Raw genomic sequence first — 19,805 nt, forward strand, 5'->3', positions numbered from 1 at the left:
CCTATATGTCTATTGAAATTACTTGGCACCCCAAACAGCTTGTTTAATGCTGATTGGTTTTGGAATGATGCCTTGTTGAGTAAAGATGTCTGCAAGCTGCTGTTGTTCAGCAATAACTTTGCTGTTAAGAGGAGCTGCTGCTGATGGACGTGGACGACGTTTAATGAATAAATCACTAGTTGCAGGTTTTAAGCCTGTACTTTGGCCAATCGCACTTGCTGTTTCTGCTTGATGGCTTTGAACCCATTTGTCGGCTTGATTGATTTGTTTGATGAGTTCAGGAACAGCTTTTGGATATTGCTTAACAAAATTTGGAGCGGCTAAATAAAAGGTATAGTTCGGGCTTAGACCTTTACCAGATGCAAGAACACGAGCTTGGTCTTCTAATTGTGCTGAAGCGTAGTAAGGATCCCAAATTGCCCATGCATCAACGGCACCTTTTTGGAATGCAGCGCGAGCATCGGCAGGTGTGAGCCAAATTGGCGTAATGTCGCTCCATTTTAAGCCCGCTTTCCGCACAGCCTGTACAAGTAGGTAATGTGAGCTAGAACCTTTTTGTAGCGCAATACGTTTGCCTTTCAGGTCTTTAAGTTGAGTAAGCTGTGAGTTTTTTGGAACTAAAATTGCCGACGCTAAAGGTTTAGCTGCTTCATAAGCAATATAATATAAAGGCTTGCTAGCGGCTTGAGCATAGACTGGTGGCGTGTCTCCAGTAACGCCAACATCGAGTGAGCCAACAGCCAAAGCTTCTAAAATTTGAGGGCCAGCGGGAAATTCATTCCAAGTGATTTTGGCATTCGGAAATTCTTGTTCAAATAGTTTTTGTTGCTTGGCAATCGCGAAGTTAATCGAGCTTTTTTGGAAACCGATACGCAGTTCTTTTACAGTTGGGTCAATTGCCCAAGCAGGCGCTGCGATTGTTAAACCAAATACAGCGAGCGCGCTAAAGCGCTTAACTAAACGAGTCCACTGACTCTTCTTAAATAATGACTGATCTTGCATATTGATACCCTTGTTCCCTTAAGGCAAGGCACAGCATTTATATCGTTATTTAAGCTGTGCCAAAGCTAGGTTTATTTCAGTTTTAAAATGGCTTCTTGTATGGTGAGCTTGTTGGGAATGAGCTTTTGCGCGTAGAAGGCATCAGCTACATATTGTTGTTCTTGGGCGACCTTGTCAGATATTGGCTGAACTCCAAAACCCATTCGCGAAATGGACGTTTTGAGTACATCAAACTCAAGTGCCGTAGGTTTTTCGAGTAATTTGGCAGCCTCATCTTGGTGTGTGCTGACCCATTCAGTTGTCTGATTTAACGTTTGCACAACAGTGTTGAGTACTTTCGGATTACTTTCTGCAAATTTACGATCAGCCAAGTAGAACTGATGATTGCTCACCAAATTTTCACCAGTCGCTAAAACACGAGCTTGAATTTGATGTTCAGCTGCTGCAAAGAACGGATCCCAAATCACCCATGCGTCGACAGCTCCTTTTTCAAAGGCTGCACGCGCATCTGATGGTGGTAAATAAACAGGTTGTATATCACTTAAGCTCAAGTGATTTGCTTCTAAGACTTTTAATAAAAGGTAGTGAACATTCGAACCTTTATTCAGTGCGACACGTTTGCCTTTTAGATCCTGAATAGAGTGAACAGGAGAGTCCTTTTGTACCAATAATGCTTCTGCTTTTGGTGCAGCCGGTTGGTTTGCAACATAGACTAAATTTGGATTGGCCGCTTGAGCAAAAATAGGAGGTGCTTCGCCTGCTTCACCTAATGAAACGCTTCCGACATTTAGACCTTCAAGTAATTGAGGTCCCGCAGGAAACTCAACCCATTTCACTTGTACACCTTGGTCTTTTAGTGCTTTTTCCAAGTCACCACGTGCTTTTAAAATAGGAAGGATGCCATATTTCTGGTATCCAATATTTAGAGTTGTGGTGGTGTGTTCCTCTTTTTTGGCACAACCACCTAGCATCATCACTCCCGCAAGGCTGGCAGCAATGACTGAATATTTTGCCCATGAAGTGGAATTAAAAAGTGCCATGTGGTTTTGTGCTCCCCGAAAGAGAAAAAGAAAAATAATTGGATGAGCAGATACCCTAAAGGGATTTTTATTCCATAAAAAATAAGTATTCGGTCTTTATTTATGCAAAAAAAAACTAAAAACTTTCGGCGATAAACTTATGAAAAAAAAAGATTTATTAAACAGAATAATATTTAGAAAATGGTGTTTAAGGCTTTGTAAATAAAATGAAAAATATGAAATGAAGAAAATTTAAAGATTTAAAAAAAGTACAACCATACATTAATCGTATTTATGGTTGTACTTTTTGGACTAAGCTTATCTGAAATAAGAATATCTTAAAAAATGCAAAGACTAAGGAAGCAGTTTTTTAAAGACTAAAGAATTTCTTTGATAGTTATAAAGTGCCTGACGGGCATTTGGTAACTCATCAACGGTGACTTGGTGGAAACCATGTTCTAAAAACCAGTGTGCAGTTCGGGTTGTTAAAACAAATAATTGACGAATGCCTTGTTGTTTGGCCTTTTCTTCAAGGAATTGCAAAATTTGGCTGCCACGGTTCGATTTACGATAACTTGGGTGTACTGCTACACAAGCAATTTCTGCTGAACGAGTTTCGTTAAACTCCGTCGGAATTGGATAAAGAGCAGCACAGGCCAAAATCATACCGTCTCGTTCAATAACCGCAAACTGGCTAATTTCTTGCTCTAAACGTTCACGTGAACGATAAACCAAAATACCTTCTTCTTCTAACGGGCGTAATAAGTTCATTAAGCCGCCAACATCTTGAATATGCGCCATACGAACTTCTTCATAATGTGCATCGGTAATCATAGTACCTACACCATCACGTGTGAACAGTTCTTCAATAAGTGCGCCATCATAGGCATATGAAATTAAATGAACACGATGTACACCTGACAGAGAAGCTTTTTTTGCTTCTTCTAAATGTAGAGTTAGAGTTGGACTGGTGGTTTGGTATTGCTGAATATAGTAGTCAAGTTGATGCGGACTTAATTCACGCAATAATTGTCCTTCTTCATTGAGCAAACCTTGTTGCTCACCTAAAAATATTAATTTATCTGCTTTTAAATAGGTTGCAGTTTTCGTTGCAACTTCTTCAGCTCTTAAATTAAATACTTCACCTGTGGTTGAATAGCCAGTTGGACCAAGTAAAACAATATTATCGTTATCAAGATGGCGTTCAATCGCGTCGGTGTCTATGGAACGAACCTCTCCTGTAAGCTGAAAATCCATACCATCACGAATACCATAAGGTTTAGCTGTTACGAAGTTCCCTGATACGACGTCTATGCGAGCACCGTACATTGGAGAGTTAGCTAAGCCCATAGATAACAATGCTTCGATTTCTAAACGAATAGAACCGACAGCACTCATGACACAGCTTAATGATTCACGTGTGGTAATACGGCTATTGTCATAAAAAGGTGTTTCGATACCTTTATCTTTAAGGTTTTGATTAATTTGTGGACGTGCGCCGTGGACTAAAATTAAGCGAATACCAAGTGAATGCAATAAAGCAATATCATGGATAATGTGTTCAAAATTAGGATCGCGGACTGCTTCACCGCCGAACATTAAAACAAAAGTTTTATCGCGATGGGCATTAATATAAGGTGCTGAATGTCGGAACCAATGTACATAATGTTGGGTGTTATTATGTGATTTCTCTAAAGACTTAGTTGGCATACCGATCTCGAATCAACAGCAAAAAGATATAAAGATGATTCTAAACAAAAAAGCTTAAAGTCGCATGTATTAGATAGAAAAACACCCAAATTACATTTGGGTGTTTGTTGGGTTATTAAATTAACGAATCACTTTGATAATTTTATGACTTTGCTCATTTACGAGTACGTAGTTACCGTTCACTTTATACCATTTTTGAAAACGTCCAGGCTTAGTCAATTTATCATGCGTACGATAGTCGATGACATAACGTGGGTGCTGATATTCATGTGGTACGACTTGGCCTTCTCGCCAGATATTGGCACGATCATCTTTATGAATTACTTTGACTGGTCTGACGTCATGGTTTCGGTAGTTATCATGATGGTCATGATCATTTGGTGCAGCCATCGCTGTTGATGCGATTAAACCACTCATTGAAAGAACAATTGCTGTTGTTAGTTTTTTCATAATGAACCTCGAATGATAAATTAAATTTCGATAATTGAAGATTAGTGAAGAATTACAGATAAATCGTGAAGACTAAGAACAATAAATGTGAAAAATATCTAGGAAATAAGAAGAAATTTAGAATATATAAATTTTTAATATCTTATTGATATAAAAATAAAAAAAGGATAAAACCAATGGGCTTTATCCTTTTTTACTAACTGATGAGTGAGGAGCTATCAGTTTTATAAACCACGAATGCTAACAATGCTATTAGAATCTGTGTCGACTAAAATATAGTCATTATTGATTTTGTACCATTGTTGATTACGGTCTGGTTTAGGTAAGTTATTGTCTCTATAGTCGACCTTATAGCCATTACCGCGATAATGCTGTGGCATAACATAGCCTGGCTGCCAGCGATGTTGTTTTAGACGCTCAAAACCGCGTTCTTCGCGCATACGACGCTCATCGCGAAAACGATCTTCATGATCGTCACGGTCATGTTTATGCCCACGATCATTCCATTCACCACGAGGCCCACCTTTAGGTCCTTTCTGGCCATGTCCTCGGTCAAATGGAGGATCAGCAAAGCTTGCCATACTGGTGGTCAGTACAGTTATGCTAAGGGCTAAGATGGTGAACAACTTTTTCATGATGCATCCTCGTTTACATCTGATGTCTCTCATGTTGAATACTGTACGCGCAAAATGCAGAGAAACTGTGAAGATCATTTAATGCTTCAATTAAAATTACGGATAAATCCAGTGTTTTATCAATAATAAAAAAGGCTTGTATATATCTTTTCAGGTATAGCCAAGCCAGATGTGATGATCGGCCGTAATTTATTTTAGCTTTTCATCTATAGTTATTTAGTCCTGTGCATCAATACTTTGACCATTGAGCGTCAGGCTATCTTCACCCATTAAATAGAGATAAGCTGGCATGATTGACTCTGGTGTTGGTAATGTTTTTGGATCTTCTTCAGGATAAGCTTTAGCACGCATTGCAGTACGTGTTGCACCTGGGTTAATGCAGTTAAAGCGAATATTTGGATAAGTATGCTCAGCTGCAAAAATCTTGCTCACAGCTTCAATCGCGACTTTAGATACTGAATAAGCACCCCAAAGTGCACGTGCTTCGCGACCTACGCCAGAGCTGGTAAACACAACAGAAGCGTTATCTGATTTTTGTAAAAGTGGGAGTAAGGCTTGAGTAAGCGCAAAAGGTGCACGTAAATTGACTGCCATCACATCATCCCACACTTCTGCTGGGTAATGAGCGAGTTCTACTCGATCACCTAAAATACCGGCATTATGCAAAATACCATCTAGACGTCCAAATTGCTTTTCTAACGTATTGACTAAAAAGTCATAATCACGATCAGAAGCACTCGAAAGCTGGAGCGGTAAAATTGCAGGTTGAGGGGCGCCTAAACCTTCAATTTCATCATAAATTACTTCAAGTTTATTTAAGGTTCTACCATGCAAAACCACAGTTGCACCGTGTAAAGCATAACTGAGGGCCGCAGCTCGCCCGATTCCATCACCTGCACCGGTGATTAAAATAATTCGATCTTTGAGTAGATCTGGACGAGGTTGATATTCTGAATATTTCATTGGTAAACCTCCTTCTTTTTATACTGATATAAATAACCGTTAAAAAAGCCTGTAAAACTCTTGTGTTAACTTATCATACGCTGATTTTCCTGTAGAGCAGGAAGCTTTTGACGTAACATCTCGTGTAATTCTGTCACCGTATTTACAATCGAATCGGCTTGCCACGCGGCTAAATCATCGCGATGTTCGATAGGTAAATAGCCGTATGCTGCCAAGATGGTATACATATTGGCATTGCGACCAGCATCAATATCACGTGGGTGATCGCCCACATAAATAATTTCATCTGCTGGAATATTTAACTGCTTTGCAGCCAAATACATCGGTTCTGGGTCTGGTTTAGTTTTAGAAACATCTTCCGGACACACTAAAACTGCACAGCGTTCAGTCAGGTTTAGCTTTTCTAGAAGAGATTCACTTAAACCACGTGGTTTATTGGTGACAATACCCCACGGTATTTGCTGGGCTTCCAACTCTGCTAAAAGCGGATACATCCCTTCAAATAGATCTGTATCGACGACAATATTATTGCCATACATATCTAAAAAATTTTGTCGATGTGCCAAGAAGATTGGATTGGTTACATCCAGCTCTGGATAGACCAATTTGACCATGGCGCGTGCACCTTCAGACACCTGAGTGCGAATAAGGTCTGCTTCTACAACAGGACGTCTTGCATCACGGCACATTTGTTGAATAATACGAATAAAGTCGGCAGCGGTATCGATGAGAGTGCCGTCTAAATCAAATAAAACAGCTTTCATCATGCACCTGTCTTTACGGTATGAACCATATAGTTAACATCAACATTTGGTGCTAACCAATAACGCTTCGTAATTGGGTTGTAGTGCAAACCTGTCATTTCTTTTAAAGTTAAACCTGCATTACGAATGTCATGTGCCATTTCTGACGGGCGAATAAACTTGTGATAATCATGCGTACCTTTTGGAAGCATACGCAACACGTATTCAGCACCAATAATGGCAAATAAATATGATTTTGGGTTACGGTTAATGGTCGAGAAGAACACATGGCCATCTGGCTTAACCAAAGCCTGACATGCTTTAACAATAGATGCAGGGTCTGGAACGTGTTCCATCATTTCCATGCAAGTGACCACATCATATTGACCTGCTTGTTCTTGAGCCAACTCTTCAACTGGAATTTGGCGATATTCAATATTTTGAACATTTTCTTGTTGAGCATGTAAACGACCTACTGCTAAAGGCGCTTCTCCCATATCGATGCCGAGTACGTCTGCACCGCGGCGCGCCATGCTTTCAGCTAAAATACCGCCACCACAGCCAACATCAAGCACCTTTTTACCAGCAAGACCACCGGCACGTTCATCAATCCAATTTAAACGTAATGGGTTAATTTGATGGAGTGGGCGAAATTCAGAATGTTGATCCCACCATTTGGCAGCAAGAGCTTCAAATTTTGCGATTTCTTGTAAATCAACATTCAATTGCGACATGGTGCTACCTCTAAACTTGGGTTATCTTTTTGATGTAGTTCGCTGTTAGTGTAGCGATTATTGGGAAAAAAGCGATAAACCCAATAAAAAACTTCACAGAAGCAAAACGAATTTAGCATATTTGTTTTATATTTAGGGCATAAGCTAATGCATAACAACTTAGAGGAAAAGCTGTAACAATGAAAAAATTGGTTTTGGGTGGTTTGAGTGCAGCAATTATGGCCATATCGGGTAGTGCAATGGCAGCAGATTTCGTTGCTGGTAAAGACTACACCGTAATTGCCAATCCAGGCAAAGTGGAAGTACCGGGGAAAATCGAAGTTCGTGAGTTCTTTTGGTATGGTTGTCCGCACTGTTTTAAACTTGAACCGCATATGCAAGAGTGGTTAAAACAGATTCCGAGCGATGTACGTTTCGTACGTACGCCAGCTGCTATGAACAAAGTATGGGAACAAGGGGCACGTACTTACTATACATCTGAGGCATTAGGCGTACGTAAGCGCACGCATTTACCATTATTCCATGCAATTCAGGTGAATGGTCAGCAGATTTTTGACCAGGCTTCTGCGGCTAAATTCTTTACTCGTTACGGTGTGCCTGAACAAAAATTTAATAGCACTTACAACTCATTTGCAGTAACTGCAAAAGTTGCCGAGTCAAATAAACTTGCTCAACAGTACCAATTAACAGGCGTTCCTGCTGTAGTGGTAAATGGTAAGTATGTTGTACAGGGTGAAGATGGTAAAGTTACTCAAGTACTTAATTACTTAATTGAGAAAGAACGTAAAGCAAAATAATTTTGAGTGCGTTAGTAAAAGGGCTTCATCAGAAGCCCTTTTTTATAAAATTTATTTCATAATCACGAAATCATTCAATTAATTTTGAGAGTTCTCGTCTTCAATCTGAAAATTTAACGCATCAAAATTGGTGGTTTGGGTGGGTAGTGATAAGGCTTGGTTAATATATAAATTAATCAATTTTTGGCGAGAACCAATCGAACGCTGATAATAAGTCGAATTTAAAAGTAGTGATGCGCCGTAAGTTAGTGACCAGATATAAGATAAATAGTCACGAATCGACATGTCATAATTTAATGATTTTAAATAACTTTCTGTAATATCTTTAATTGCTAAAATGCGTTGCTGGCGAATTTCATAAAGCTCTTCAAAAAGGTGCTTCAACTTAGACTCTGTCATCGTCAGATTTTCTTCAAGCTGATGCAATAAAATCGTTTTTCCCGGTGTGAGCAAATGATGGAGCATGTAACGCGGAGCATACTCTTTGAAATCAGTATTATATTTTTGAGAAATTTCTAAAATTTGTTTTTCATTTTGAATAATGAGTTCAAGCAGAAGTTCATTTTTACTTCTAAAGTGTTTATAAAGCGTACCTTTTGCGATATCTAGCTCGGCCACTAATTCATCTAGAGTAATTTCCTGATTGTTTTCTAGTAACAATTTTTCTGCAACGCTTAGAATTTTTTCTTTGCGCATCAAAAATTGTGTATGACGATCAAGATTCATAGGTATTCCCACACCAGTTTGGCCTAACGAATAGTTTACTTCCTGTAAAAAGAAAAAGACTTTTCTCGAAATTTTCGCCTTTTTCTTTCACTCTTTACGTATTAACACATAACCTGTTTTTTGTCATTTGCCTGTTTTACCGTTCCCAGTTGGCAATGCCTCTAAACAGTAAGCGAACTTGTGTAGACGCATTTTCAATAAACGCAGTTTGTTGCTGTTTGAGCTGCTCACCTTGATATTGTTTGGCGAGGTTGAGCCACGTCATTGCCCATGTAAATGACATATTGGTCAAAATGGTAGATAAGACATTTAAGTCTTGAGGGTTTTGAATATGTTTAAAATTTTCGAGTTTAGTCAGATCTGTTGTTAGATCTTCAATCAAAAATTCAATTTCTCTAGCAATGGCTGCACGAACGGTTTCGGAACCTCCCCAACGTTCAGCAATCATAAATTGCCATTGCTTTGGACTATGGTTCACTGCTTGTACAAATAATTCAATACTGGTTTGGGTTTTAGCAGATTTATGTTGTAAATAACTTTGTCCAAGTTGATGTAAAACGCTTTTTAAATGTAGGGCAACTTGGTCAACCAATTCTTTCCCAAGTTCATCCATGTCTTGAAAATGACGATAGAACGCAGTTGGCACTAAACCTACTTCACGTGCAACTTCACGCAAACTAATACTACTGAACGAACGCCCAGACGTGCTTAGATGCAAGGCTGCATCGAGAAGTGCCTGACGACTTTGCTGTTTTCGTTCATCTCGTATCGACATTAAAAAAACCTATTTAAACCGTGAGCCAAAGTCTAACAAAAAAGAGCAAACTTTCATAAAAAAAATAGTGAACAAGTGTTGACTGAGTGAACACTTATAAATATAGTGTACATATGTTCACTATACGAACATGTGTTCACTCAAATAAATAGCCAGAAACAAAAGAGGAACGTATGAACGCAACACTTAACTATCAACCACATTGGGTTCGAGAAGATTTCGTTGATTTTGTTTTGCAGAAAATTAACGCGACTTGGGCTTGGAAAAGGGTACTTGCAGAAGTTACCGCTGTTCAGCCGCTTCATACCGATATGGTGCTCATTAGACTTAAACCAAATCGTAATTTTAATTTCGATCAGGTTTGTGCGGGACAAAGTATTCTATTGACGTTGCTTATCGATGGCGTTTATCAACAACGTAGCTATTCGATTATTGAAGTAACCACTCAAGGTGAAATCACTTTAGGTATTAAAGTACAAGGCTTGGTGTCTCGTGCAGCTCAACTGTTACATGTGGGTGAGTGTGTTGAGATTTCACAGCCACAAGGTGATTTTACTTTGCATGAAGGTCAGCAGCCTGCAATTTTAATTGCATCAGGAAGTGGTATTACTGCAATTTATTCACTCTTGCAGCAAGCTTTAAAACAGCAGCTTGAACAAATTCATGTCATTTATTTTAATCGTGCGGAAATTTTTCATGCTGCATTAAAAGCTTTGGCAGAGCAGTACCCACAGCTTCAGTATCATTTTTTTAATACTACCGAGCAAAAGCAGCATTTAACTGAAAGCCTACTACAAAAGCTTGTTCCAGATTTTGCGCAGACTGCGACCTATATATGTGGGCACCACGGCATGATGCAGCAGGCGAATGAAATTTATGTGCAAAAAGGAGCCCAGTCTCAGCTTCACCAAGAATATTTCCAACCACTTCAAGTGACTGGTACACATGCAGCACAGCCTGTTATTTTCCGCCGTGCTCAACACGAATTTTTAGCTGAAACAAATTTACTGAGCAGTGCAGAGCAGGCGGGACTACGTCCGCAACATGGCTGCCGTATGGGTGTTTGCAATAAATGCAGTTGTACCAAAGTGAGCGGAGTCACTCAAAACCTGTTAACAGGTGAAATTGAAGACCAACCGAATCGTCCAATTAAACTATGTGTGAGCCAGGCATTAAGCCCAGTCACGATTGATCTATAAAAAGAATTAAAGAGGATTAACCCTATGAATATGGCATTAGAATTTTCTACTGTTTCTAAATCTGCTCATTTAACACCGGAACAAACTGAAGAATTTGGCCGCCGTGTTGAACAGATTCGACAAGATGTTATGAAAAGTCTTGGTGAGCAAGATGCAAAATATATCTACAAAGTCCGTAACTTTGTTCGCTATACCGAAATCGCATCACGTGGCATGTTGATGTTTGGTGGCTGGATTCCTCCTGTCTGGTTATTGGGCACAGGTTTACTGGGTATTTCTAAAATTGTAGAAAACATGGAGCTTGGTCATAACGTTATGCACGGACAGTTTGACTGGTTAAATGAACCAAGTCTGAATGGTAATACCTATGATTGGGATACCATTGCCTCTGGTGATGACTGGCGTGAAACACACAACTATGTACACCACACCTACACCAATATTGTCGGTAAAGACCACGATGTCGGTTATGGTATTTTGCGAGTAAGTGATCAACAGAAGTGGGAACCTCGTCACCTGTTTAATATTCCACTCGGTCTACAGTTAATGTTTTTCTTTGAATGGTATGTAGGTGTACAAAACTTACATCTTGAAGATGCATTAGTTTATAAAACCAAGAGCTGGAAACAGGTGTGGAAAGATTCTGCTAAAGTCCGTAAAAAAGCCACACGCCAAGTTTTAAAAGATTATGTATTTTTCCCTGTGATTTCTGGCCCTATGTTTTTACCAGTTTTTGCGGGAAATGTAGTTGCCAATATTATTCGTAACTTATGGTCATCAGCTGTAATTTTTAATGGTCATTTTACTGAAGACGCAGAAACGTTTGAGCCGGATAATACCGACACTGAAACCAAGGCAGAGTGGTATTTACGTCAGATTCGTGGTTCAAGTAATTTTAGTGGTACAGAATGGCTTCATTTTATGAGTGGCAACTTAAGCCATCAAATTGAACACCATCTATTTCCAGATATGCCTGCTAACCGCTATAAAGAAGTAGCACCGAAAATTAAGGCACTCTGTGCAGAATACGGCATTAACTACAACGAAGCTAATTTCATGCGTCAGTTCTGGAGTGTATGGGTGCGTTTAGCAAAATGCTCATTACCAAACCACACAACTGCAAAAGTGATGCAGACATTAGAAAAATTAAAAGCAAAATTCAAATTTGCCTAATCGATAGACCAGTAAATAGCTCCTAAAAAGGGGCTATTTTTATTTTTAAGTCATGAAAAGTGCAGACTTACATTTGAAAGTAGGGAATAAACTCAACCTGTCAAAATCCTTTGCTATACTATGCCCAAGTTTGTATTTAAGAGAATTTAGGAAGGATTATGCGTATTGACCAACGTGCATTAGACCAATTACGTGAAGTGAAAATTACACGAAACTACACCCGTTATGCTGAAGGTTCTGTGCTGGTCGAATTTGGTCACACCAAAGTCCTTTGTACTGCAAGCATTGATAACTCAGTGCCACGCTTTTTAAAAGGCCAAGGTCAAGGCTGGGTAACAGCAGAATATGGCATGTTACCGCGTTCAACACACTCACGTTGTGACCGTGAGGCTGCTCGTGGTAAACAAACTGGTCGTACTCAAGAGATCCAACGCCTGATTGGTCGTAGTTTACGTGCGATGGTTGATTTGAAAAAGCTGGGTGAAAATACCATTACCATCGACTGTGATGTCATTCAGGCAGATGGCGGTACACGTACTGCTTCAATCACTGGTGCTGCTGTAGCATTGGTTGATGCGATGAATGTTTTACTTGCACAGAAAAAAATTAAGCAAGATCCACTTAAAGGCTTAGTTGCTGCAATTTCTGTAGGCATGTATCAAGACGAAGTATTGCTTGATCTTTGCTATGAAGAAGACTCGAACTGTCAAACTGACTTAAACGTAGTAATGACACAAGCTGGCGAGTTTATTGAAATTCAAGGTACAGCGGAAGACAAACCTTTTACCCGTGCTCAAAGCAATGCCATGTTAGAAATGGCTGAAAAAGGAATTGCCGAGCTGATTAAAAAGCAACAAGAAGCTTTAGGCTGGTAATTTCAAGTTATCTAAAAAACGCATCTTCGGATGCGTTTTTTTATGCCTTCATCAAATCGACATAAAAACATCACTTGTCTGTCACCTTTTCACTTTATTAGTAGTTCGCATTTAAACCGTTTGGAAAAAATCAATGCGAAAATTTTCACTTTTATTAATTACATCTTTAGCGCTTATGCTCAGTGCTTGTAACGATGACAACAACTCAGATAATTCATCGCCAACACCACCAATCAGCAATTGCAAAATGCACTGTGCACCATAATAAAAATTAAGGATGAAAAAATGAATCGTCGCGAATTTCTTTTAAATTCTACAAAAACTATGTTTGGGACAGCCGCTCTGGCAAGTTTTCCGCTAAGTATTCAAAAAGCGCTGGCTATTGACGCCAAAGTTGAAAGTGGAACTATTCAAGATGTTAAACACATCGTGATTTTGACTCAGGAAAACCGTTCTTTCGATAATTATTTCGGAACATTAAAAGGTGTACGTGGTTTTGGTGACCGTTTTACCATTCCTATGACAGAAAGCCGCAAGGTATGGGAACAATACGATGCTAAGAAAAATAAAGTACTGCCTTACCATCTCGACAGCCGTTTAGGAAATGCTCAGCGTGTTTCAGGTACACCTCACTCATGGTCAGATGGCCAAGCTGCTTGGGATAATGGGCGTATGAGTGATTGGGTGGCATATAAAAAACCGCAGTCAATGGGCTACTATAAAAAGCAAGAAGTTGAATATCAGTTTGCTTTAGCCAACGCTTTTACCATTTGTGATGCCTACCATTGCTCTATGCATGCGGGAACCAACCCGAACCGTAAATTTATCTGGACGGGAACTAATGGACCTACAGGGGCAGGTGTTGCGAGTGTGGTCAACGAATTTGATGGCATTGGCCCATCAACAGAAGGTTATGAATGGACGACTTATCCTGAGCGTTTACAGCAAGCTGGCGTGACATGGAAAGTTTATCAAAATATGCCAGATAACTTTACCGACAACCCTTTAGCTGGTTTCAAACAGTATCGCCGTGCAAATGAGCAATCTGGTCAGCCAGTCAGTAACGATACCCTCACTTGTCCAGCATATGATGAAAAAATCGATGCTACTCAACCACTTTATAAAGGTATTGCCAATACCATGCCGGACGGTGGTTTTCTAGGAACTTTTAAAGCTGATATTGCGCAAGGTAAATTACCGCAAGTGAGTTGGTTAGTTGCTCCTGCAACTTACAGTGAACATCCAGGGCCATCTAGTCCTGTGCAAGGCGCTTGGTATATTCAGGAAGTATTAAATGCGTTAACTGAAAATGCTGAGTTGTGGAGTCAAACCGTTTTATTGGTGAACTTCGATGAAAATGACGGTTTCTTTGACCATGTTCCTTCACCAAGTGCACCTTCTAAAGATATAAACGGTGTTGTATATGGAAAAACCACTTTAACGGACCAACAAGTGTCTTATGAGTACTTTAACCATCCAGCAGTAGCGACTTCGAAATCTCAACCTAAGCCAGATGGGCGAGTGTATGGTCCGGGTGTACGCGTTCCCATGTATGTGATTTCGCCGTGGAGCCGTGGAGGGTGGGTAAATTCTCAAGTCTTTGACCATACTTCTATTTTACAGTTCTTGGAAAAACGTTTTAGTGTGCAAGAGCCGAATATTAGCCCATACCGCCGTGCTGTATGTGGTGATTTAACAACGGCTTTTAATTTTAAAACACCGAATCTTTTGCCTGTTGCTGAACTAGATGGGAAGAAAACCAAAGCCGAAGCCGATGCGATTCGTGTTGCTCAAGCTTTATTGCCCCAAGTTCCTGTTCCGAGCCAGCAGCAATTTCCGCAGCAGGAAATGGGGATTCGACCATCACGTGCTTTGCCATATATTTTGCACACCAGTGCCAAAGTTGATGGCACTCAAAAAACAGTTAAATTGATGTTCTCTAATACGGGTAAACAGGCAGCCGTTTTCCATGTGTATAACCGATTGGACCTAACGTCAATTCCACGCCGTTATATGGTTGAAGCGGGTAAACAGCTTGATGATGTGTGGAATACTACAAATGGACAGTACGATTTATGGGTACTCGGACCAAATGGTTTCCACCGTGCGTTTAAAGGTAATTTGAGCCAAGTTAACCAAACTCAAGCATTACCGGAAATTAGAGTATGTGTGGAAGAGTGTGATGCGAATTTGTATTTAAAAGTGCGTCATGATGGTAATAAGTCAATCAAGCTCACAGTCAAAGCAAATGCTTATCTACCAAATAAAACATGGACTATAGAAACCAATAGTTCTGAAAAAGAATTGGTTTGGGATATGTCTGAATTTGGTGGTTGGTATGACTTTACGGTGACATTAGCTGATGATGCAACGTTTAGTCGCCGTTTTGCAGGACGTATAGAAACTCAAGAAGATTCAATTTCTGATCCATATATGGGTTATTTAGAGTCTTAAGTTGCTCTAATGGATGAATGATTAAGATGAAGTCTTAAGTTAATCATATTTTAAATTAGCTAGCACGACGGAGTCTTATCATTTATTCATCCAGTGGAAGTAGCTAATTCGTTACTTTGGTTTCGCCCAAAGTAACCAAATGCATTTGTCATCTACAAAACTTGTTCTCTTCCTGCATATATCTGATTTATTGCAAAAACAATATATTCATAGATTTTGGGCAGGTTGTAGATGACATCTCGCACAATCTAATGTTGGGAAATATAAATGAAGGGGAGTAATATCTTATTATTTAGATGAATAATAAAAATAAAGGTTTACCTTTTGTAACAGAATCTCCTAAGCCTGGTCATATTTATCTTTTACCTTGAAACCCTAATTTTTTTAAAGTGATGGGGAAAATTTATGCTACAAGGTTTTATTGTATTATTAGCAGTAGTTACTTTTGTTTTAATGGCTGCCGACCCACGGGATAGTGGGGCACAAGCGACTCAGTCAGCATGGCAAAAAACACAAGCAGCAGACATGACCAAGTCGCAAAAAAATACCAATAATGATGCTGATTTTATTTAAGCATTAAAACGCATTGATAAATCAACGGCTTTGACGTCTTTAGTCAATACGCCCATAGAAATATAGTCGACACCAGTCGTCGCTACTTCGCGTAAGTTTTCAATAGTGATATTGCCCGAAGCTTCGAGTTTACAACGTCCAGCCACATGTTTTACGGCATCAATCATTTGTTGTTGGCTAAAGTTGTCGAGCATGACAATGTCTGCACCTGCTTCAAGCGCTTGGTTTAGCTCATCCCAAGTTTCAACTTCGACTTCAACAGGTTTGCCAGGCGCAATTTGGTGTGCTTTTGCAATCGCTTGGGCAATACCGCCTGCTGCCATAATATGGTTTTCTTTAATTAAGAATGCATCAAATAAACCGAGGCGGTGATTTTGTCCGCCGCCGACGGTTACTGCGTATTTTTGTGCAATACGTAGGCCCGGTAAAGTTTTACGTGTATCGAGAAGTTTTGTATTTAAACCTTCAAGATGTTGAACATATTCAGCAGTTTTTGTAGCCACAGCCGATAATGTTTGAATAAAGTTTAGAGCAGGGCGCTCTACAGTTAGTAAGCTACGTGCAGAACCAGCAATCTTTAAAAAGGCTTCATTTGCAGCAACATGGTCACCTTCTTGTTTTAACCAAGTCACCTGTACAGTGTTGTCATAAGCTGAGATGAGTGCATTAACCCATGGCTGTCCAGCTAAAACCATATCTTCACGGCTAATAATGGTTGCAGTGGCCTGCTCATCTTCAGGTGTGAGCATAGCGGTAATGTCGCCGTCCCCAATATCTTCTTGTAATGCTTGTTGAATATTGATTTGAATTGACTGTTCAAGCAAAGACTGAGGTATGCTCATACGGTTTCCATTTTGTCGATGACCCTAAAACTTGCGATATATTAGCACCGTCGACTTTAAAAATAAGCTGTTTTATTCGCTTAATCGCGATAAACAATCGTACTGGCTACTCTGAAAAGCATATAACTGTTTTAAACTAAAACAATTGGCAAGCAATTTATTGGCATCTCAATGAAGCAAATCACACCGTATGAAGTTATAGATGGGCATTTAAAAGGGGCGAGACAAGTTCCTTCTCCAAATTTTAACCAGCGTCCGGCTGGTACCGAAATTCAAATGATTGTGGTTCATAATATTAGCTTGCCACCTTCTCAATTTGGGGGAGGCTATATTGAGCAGTTTTTCCAAAATAAGTTAGATTGGTCTGTACATCCCTATTTTCAGACTATTGAAGGGATGCAGGTCTCTACGCACCTGTTAATTTTACGAACAGGTGAGGTCCTACAGTTTGTTAATTTTAATGATCGTGCATGGCACGCAGGGCGTTCGAGCTATTTAGCCAAAGTTGAATGCAATGATTATTCAATTGGTATTGAGCTTGAAGGAAGTGATGATTTACCTTTTGAAGAAATACAGTACGACGTACTAACAGATGTGGTTAGGGCTATTCGCCAAGCTTACCCTGAAATTAAGAATCACATTGCAGGGCATTCAGACATTGCACCGGGCCGAAAAACCGATCCGGGTCCTTATTTTAAATGGCAGCATTTTAGACAACTGTTAACACAGAAAAAAACTTGAGTTCATTCATCATTTCACAACGAAAAGATTTTCTAGTTTCATTACAATAGCGACTTTCGAATATATAGCTGTAGGTGAGTACGATGGCATTATGGCGATCGACTTTTATTGTCAGTGCGATGACGATGTTGTCACGTGTGTTGGGGTTGGTACGAGATGTCGTATTGCTCAACGTGTTTGGTGCGGGTAAAGATTTCGATACCTTCGTTGTGGCTTTTCGTATTCCCAATTTCTTTCGACGATTGTTTGCCGAAGGAGCTTTTTCTCAGGCTTTTATTCCGGTACTAACCGAATATAAAACAGGCCGAGTACATGCTGAAGTTCAAATCCTGATTAGTCGGGTATTTGGTTGCTTACTCACGGTCATGACCTTACTCACTTTTGTGGCTATGGTGTTAGCTCCGGCGATCATCTATATGTATGCGCCGGGCTTCCATAATGACCCTGAAAAGTTCGATTTAGCGGTCAGTATGTTCCGTCTGACTATTCCATATTTAATGTTTATGTCATTGACTGCTTTTGCTAGCAGTATCTTAAACAGTTATGGTTCTTTTGCTTCCCCAGCTTTTTCACCTGTATTGCTCAATGTAGCAATGATTGCTGGCGCATGGTGGCTTACGCCATATATGGCTGAGCCAATTAAAGCATTAGGATGGTCAGTTGTAGCAGCGGGTATTTTACAGTTAGCTGTACAAATTCCTGAGTTATGGCGTAAAAACCTCCTAATTCCGCCTAAAGTTGATTTTAAACACGAGGGTGTAGAACGTATTTTAAAATTAATGCTTCCTGCATTATTTGGCGTATCTGTAACTCAGATTAACCTGTTGTTAAATACAATTTGGGCATCTTTCATGCAAGATGGTTCGGTATCTTGGCTCTATAGTGCTGAGCGTATGACAGAACTACCTTTAGGTTTAATTGGTGTTGCGATTGGTACAGTGATTTTACCTTCGCTTTCAGCACGCCATGCTGAGCAAGATCAAGAAAAGTTCCGCGGTATGATCGACTGGGCAGCAAAAGTTATTGTATTGGTGGGATTACCAGCAAGTATTGCCTTATTTATGCTTTCTACACCGATTATTCAGGCTCTATTCCAACGTGGTGAGTTTGACCTACATGACACTCAAATGACTGCACTTGCATTGCAATGTATGAGTGCTGGTGTAATTTCCTTTATGTTAATTAAGGTATTTGCACCGGGTTTCTATGCTCAGCAAGATACTAAAACACCAGTTCGTGTGGGTTTAATGTCTGTTGCCGCAAATGCTATTTTAAACGTTGTATTTATTGGATTCTTTAAACTCACCCATTGGCAGGCTGAACATATGGCGCTTGCGTTGGCATCTTCTGGTTCAGCTTTGGTAAATGCTGGTTTGCTCTACTTCTATCTACATAAGCGTAATATTTTTCGATTCGGCTCACATTGGAAAAAACTGATTGTTCAATATGGATTGGCAAACCTTGCCATGATCGCAGCGCTTTGGTTTGGGTTAAATTGGTATAACGGCGAGCTTTCTCAATGGATCCGCATTGCTGAGGTCGCAGGTCTATGTGTAGTAGGCGTAATCGCTTACTTAATTGGCTTATTGATTAGTGGCTTTAGACCAAGAGATTTAAAACACTAAAATAAAAAGCGATCAATTTAGATCGCTTTTTTTATATTTTAGAGGATTACTTTGGCAAAACTTGTAGCAATTCAATATCAAAAATTAACGTACTATTTGGACCGATACTATCACCAGCACCTACTTCACCATAAGCAAGTTTAGCTGGAATGAAGAAACGAGTTTTACCACCTTCTTTCATTGTTTGTAAGCCTTCCGTCCAGCCGGCAATAACCTGATTTAATTGAAAATCTACAGGATGATTGCGTGCAATTGAGCTATCAAAAACAGTCCCGTCAAGTAAACGACCTTCATAGTTGACTTTTACGCGAGAAGTAGCTTTAGGTGTTTTACCAGAACCTTCTTTTAATACCTGATATTGCAAACCCGATTTAGTTGTAATCACACCAGATTTTTTCGCATTTTCAGCGAGAAAAGCAGCGCCAGCCTGAGCATTTTGTTGCCCTAGTTTTTGAAACTCAACGAGCTGTTTAGCTTCTAAAGTTTTCTTATACTCATTAATTGCTTTAGCCATTTCTTCGTCTGTCAGGCGTGCAGTTTTTTTCTGTGCACCTTCTTGAAGACCTTGATAAAAGATATCAAGATTTAAATCTGTTAATGCATCAGTATTATTACGACCCATTAAATAGCCATAACTATAACTAAACTGATCTTTTGCTGGACTTTTATTTGTTACAGGTGTCGCAGCAATAACCGATAAACTCATTGTTGATGCAGCAATAACCAAACTGATTTTTTTCATGCCATTTTCCAAAAAAAACAGGAGAGT

General features: G+C 39.6%; 21 protein-coding genes. 9 read left to right on the forward strand and 12 right to left on the reverse strand.

From position 1 onward, the window contains the following. Positions 1-18: 18 nt before the first annotated feature. The 8 genes from ABLC00_RS00160 to ubiG form a co-directional block, all read right to left on the reverse strand. A complete protein-coding gene (locus tag ABLC00_RS00160; protein WP_033847005.1) occupies positions 19-1,002 on the reverse strand; it encodes a sulfonate ABC transporter substrate-binding protein in 984 nt (327 codons plus the stop codon). A gap of 71 nt (positions 1,003-1,073) precedes the next feature. Beyond that, entirely contained in the window at positions 1,074-2,042 is a 969-nt protein-coding gene (locus ABLC00_RS00165) for a sulfonate ABC transporter substrate-binding protein (RefSeq protein WP_017393473.1), read from the reverse strand. A gap of 333 nt (positions 2,043-2,375) precedes the next feature. Then, a complete protein-coding gene (gene argA / locus ABLC00_RS00170) occupies positions 2,376-3,731 on the reverse strand; it encodes an amino-acid N-acetyltransferase (protein ID WP_002050496.1) in 1,356 nt (451 codons plus the stop codon). Between the two features lie 120 nt (positions 3,732-3,851). Further along, the gene (locus tag ABLC00_RS00175) at positions 3,852-4,181 is read right to left on the reverse strand and encodes an RcnB family protein (protein ID WP_002050532.1); all 330 of its coding nucleotides are present in this window, start codon (positions 4,179-4,181) and stop codon (positions 3,852-3,854) included. 224 nt (positions 4,182-4,405) lie between these two features. Then, positions 4,406-4,816 (reverse strand): RcnB family protein, encoded by a 411-nt coding sequence (locus ABLC00_RS00180; RefSeq protein WP_004884020.1) that lies wholly within the window; start codon positions 4,814-4,816, stop codon positions 4,406-4,408. Positions 4,817-5,032: 216 nt separating this feature from the next. After that, the gene (locus ABLC00_RS00185) at positions 5,033-5,779 is read right to left on the reverse strand and encodes a YciK family oxidoreductase (protein ID WP_004706106.1); all 747 of its coding nucleotides are present in this window, start codon (positions 5,777-5,779) and stop codon (positions 5,033-5,035) included. Positions 5,780-5,844: 65 nt separating this feature from the next. Beyond that, positions 5,845-6,546, reverse strand: a complete 702-nt coding sequence (locus ABLC00_RS00190; RefSeq protein ID WP_016803557.1) for an HAD family hydrolase — start codon at positions 6,544-6,546, stop codon at positions 5,845-5,847. Next, the gene (ubiG, locus tag ABLC00_RS00195) at positions 6,543-7,256 is read right to left on the reverse strand and encodes a bifunctional 2-polyprenyl-6-hydroxyphenol methylase/3-demethylubiquinol 3-O-methyltransferase UbiG (RefSeq protein WP_033854350.1); all 714 of its coding nucleotides are present in this window, start codon (positions 7,254-7,256) and stop codon (positions 6,543-6,545) included. Before ubiG ends, ABLC00_RS00190 begins: the two co-directional genes overlap by 4 nt. 179 nt (positions 7,257-7,435) lie before the next feature. Between ubiG and ABLC00_RS00200 the strand changes: the two genes are divergently transcribed. After that, positions 7,436-8,053 (forward strand): thiol:disulfide interchange protein DsbA/DsbL, encoded by a 618-nt coding sequence (locus ABLC00_RS00200; RefSeq protein ID WP_002050528.1) that lies wholly within the window; start codon positions 7,436-7,438, stop codon positions 8,051-8,053. A 78-nt stretch (positions 8,054-8,131) separates the two neighbouring features. Here ABLC00_RS00200 and ABLC00_RS00205 read toward each other — a convergent pair whose 3' ends face one another. Both ABLC00_RS00205 and ABLC00_RS00210 read right to left on the reverse strand, forming a co-directional pair. Further along, the gene (locus tag ABLC00_RS00205) at positions 8,132-8,779 is read right to left on the reverse strand and encodes a TetR/AcrR family transcriptional regulator (RefSeq protein WP_002050537.1); all 648 of its coding nucleotides are present in this window, start codon (positions 8,777-8,779) and stop codon (positions 8,132-8,134) included. 136 nt (positions 8,780-8,915) lie between these two features. Continuing rightward, positions 8,916-9,554, reverse strand: a complete 639-nt coding sequence (locus ABLC00_RS00210) for a TetR family transcriptional regulator (protein WP_000027529.1) — start codon at positions 9,552-9,554, stop codon at positions 8,916-8,918. Between the two features lie 173 nt (positions 9,555-9,727). On the opposite strand from ABLC00_RS00210, the gene ABLC00_RS00215 reads away from it, so the two are divergent. From ABLC00_RS00215 to ABLC00_RS00240, 6 genes are all read left to right on the forward strand, one after another. Continuing rightward, positions 9,728-10,753 carry a ferredoxin reductase gene (locus ABLC00_RS00215; protein WP_032048300.1) on the forward strand — a complete coding sequence of 342 codons (1,026 nt, stop codon included), beginning with the start codon at positions 9,728-9,730 and terminating at the stop codon, positions 10,751-10,753. 30 nt (positions 10,754-10,783) lie between these two features. Next, positions 10,784-11,926, forward strand: a complete 1,143-nt coding sequence (locus ABLC00_RS00220; protein WP_080754091.1) for an acyl-CoA desaturase — start codon at positions 10,784-10,786, stop codon at positions 11,924-11,926. A gap of 158 nt (positions 11,927-12,084) precedes the next feature. Next, positions 12,085-12,801: a ribonuclease PH gene (gene rph, locus ABLC00_RS00225; RefSeq protein ID WP_001217232.1), complete on the forward strand. Its 717-nt coding sequence runs from the start codon at positions 12,085-12,087 to the stop codon at positions 12,799-12,801. 133 nt (positions 12,802-12,934) lie between these two features. Next, positions 12,935-13,066 (forward strand): hypothetical protein, encoded by a 132-nt coding sequence (locus ABLC00_RS00230; protein ID WP_260625487.1) that lies wholly within the window; start codon positions 12,935-12,937, stop codon positions 13,064-13,066. Positions 13,067-13,086: 20 nt separating this feature from the next. Beyond that, positions 13,087-15,255, forward strand: coding sequence for a phosphocholine-specific phospholipase C (locus ABLC00_RS00235; RefSeq protein ID WP_044423341.1), 2,169 nt, complete (start codon positions 13,087-13,089; stop codon positions 15,253-15,255). Between the two features lie 405 nt (positions 15,256-15,660). Then, positions 15,661-15,828, forward strand: coding sequence for a hypothetical protein (locus tag ABLC00_RS00240; RefSeq protein WP_000938939.1), 168 nt, complete (start codon positions 15,661-15,663; stop codon positions 15,826-15,828). Here ABLC00_RS00240 and nadC read toward each other — a convergent pair. Further along, positions 15,825-16,670 (reverse strand): carboxylating nicotinate-nucleotide diphosphorylase, encoded by an 846-nt coding sequence (nadC, locus tag ABLC00_RS00245; RefSeq protein WP_044423342.1) that lies wholly within the window; start codon positions 16,668-16,670, stop codon positions 15,825-15,827. The genes ABLC00_RS00240 and nadC overlap by 4 nt on opposite strands. Positions 16,671-16,841: 171 nt before the next feature. On the opposite strand from nadC, the gene ampD reads away from it, so the two are divergent. Together ampD and murJ are read left to right on the forward strand one after the other, a co-directional pair. Beyond that, the gene (gene ampD, locus ABLC00_RS00250) at positions 16,842-17,411 is read left to right on the forward strand and encodes a 1,6-anhydro-N-acetylmuramyl-L-alanine amidase AmpD (RefSeq protein WP_044423343.1); all 570 of its coding nucleotides are present in this window, start codon (positions 16,842-16,844) and stop codon (positions 17,409-17,411) included. A 74-nt stretch (positions 17,412-17,485) separates the two neighbouring features. Beyond that, a complete protein-coding gene (murJ, locus tag ABLC00_RS00255) occupies positions 17,486-19,036 on the forward strand; it encodes a murein biosynthesis integral membrane protein MurJ (protein ID WP_170318168.1) in 1,551 nt (516 codons plus the stop codon). Between the two features lie 46 nt (positions 19,037-19,082). On the opposite strand, the gene ABLC00_RS00260 is transcribed toward murJ, so the two are convergent. Further along, entirely contained in the window at positions 19,083-19,778 is a 696-nt protein-coding gene (locus ABLC00_RS00260) for an FKBP-type peptidyl-prolyl cis-trans isomerase (RefSeq protein ID WP_022574317.1), read from the reverse strand. Positions 19,779-19,805: the final 27 nt, after the last annotated feature.

The sequence above is a fragment of the Acinetobacter nosocomialis genome (genome assembly GCF_041021905.1).
GTDB classification, from domain to species: Bacteria; Pseudomonadota; Gammaproteobacteria; order Pseudomonadales; family Moraxellaceae; genus Acinetobacter; species Acinetobacter nosocomialis.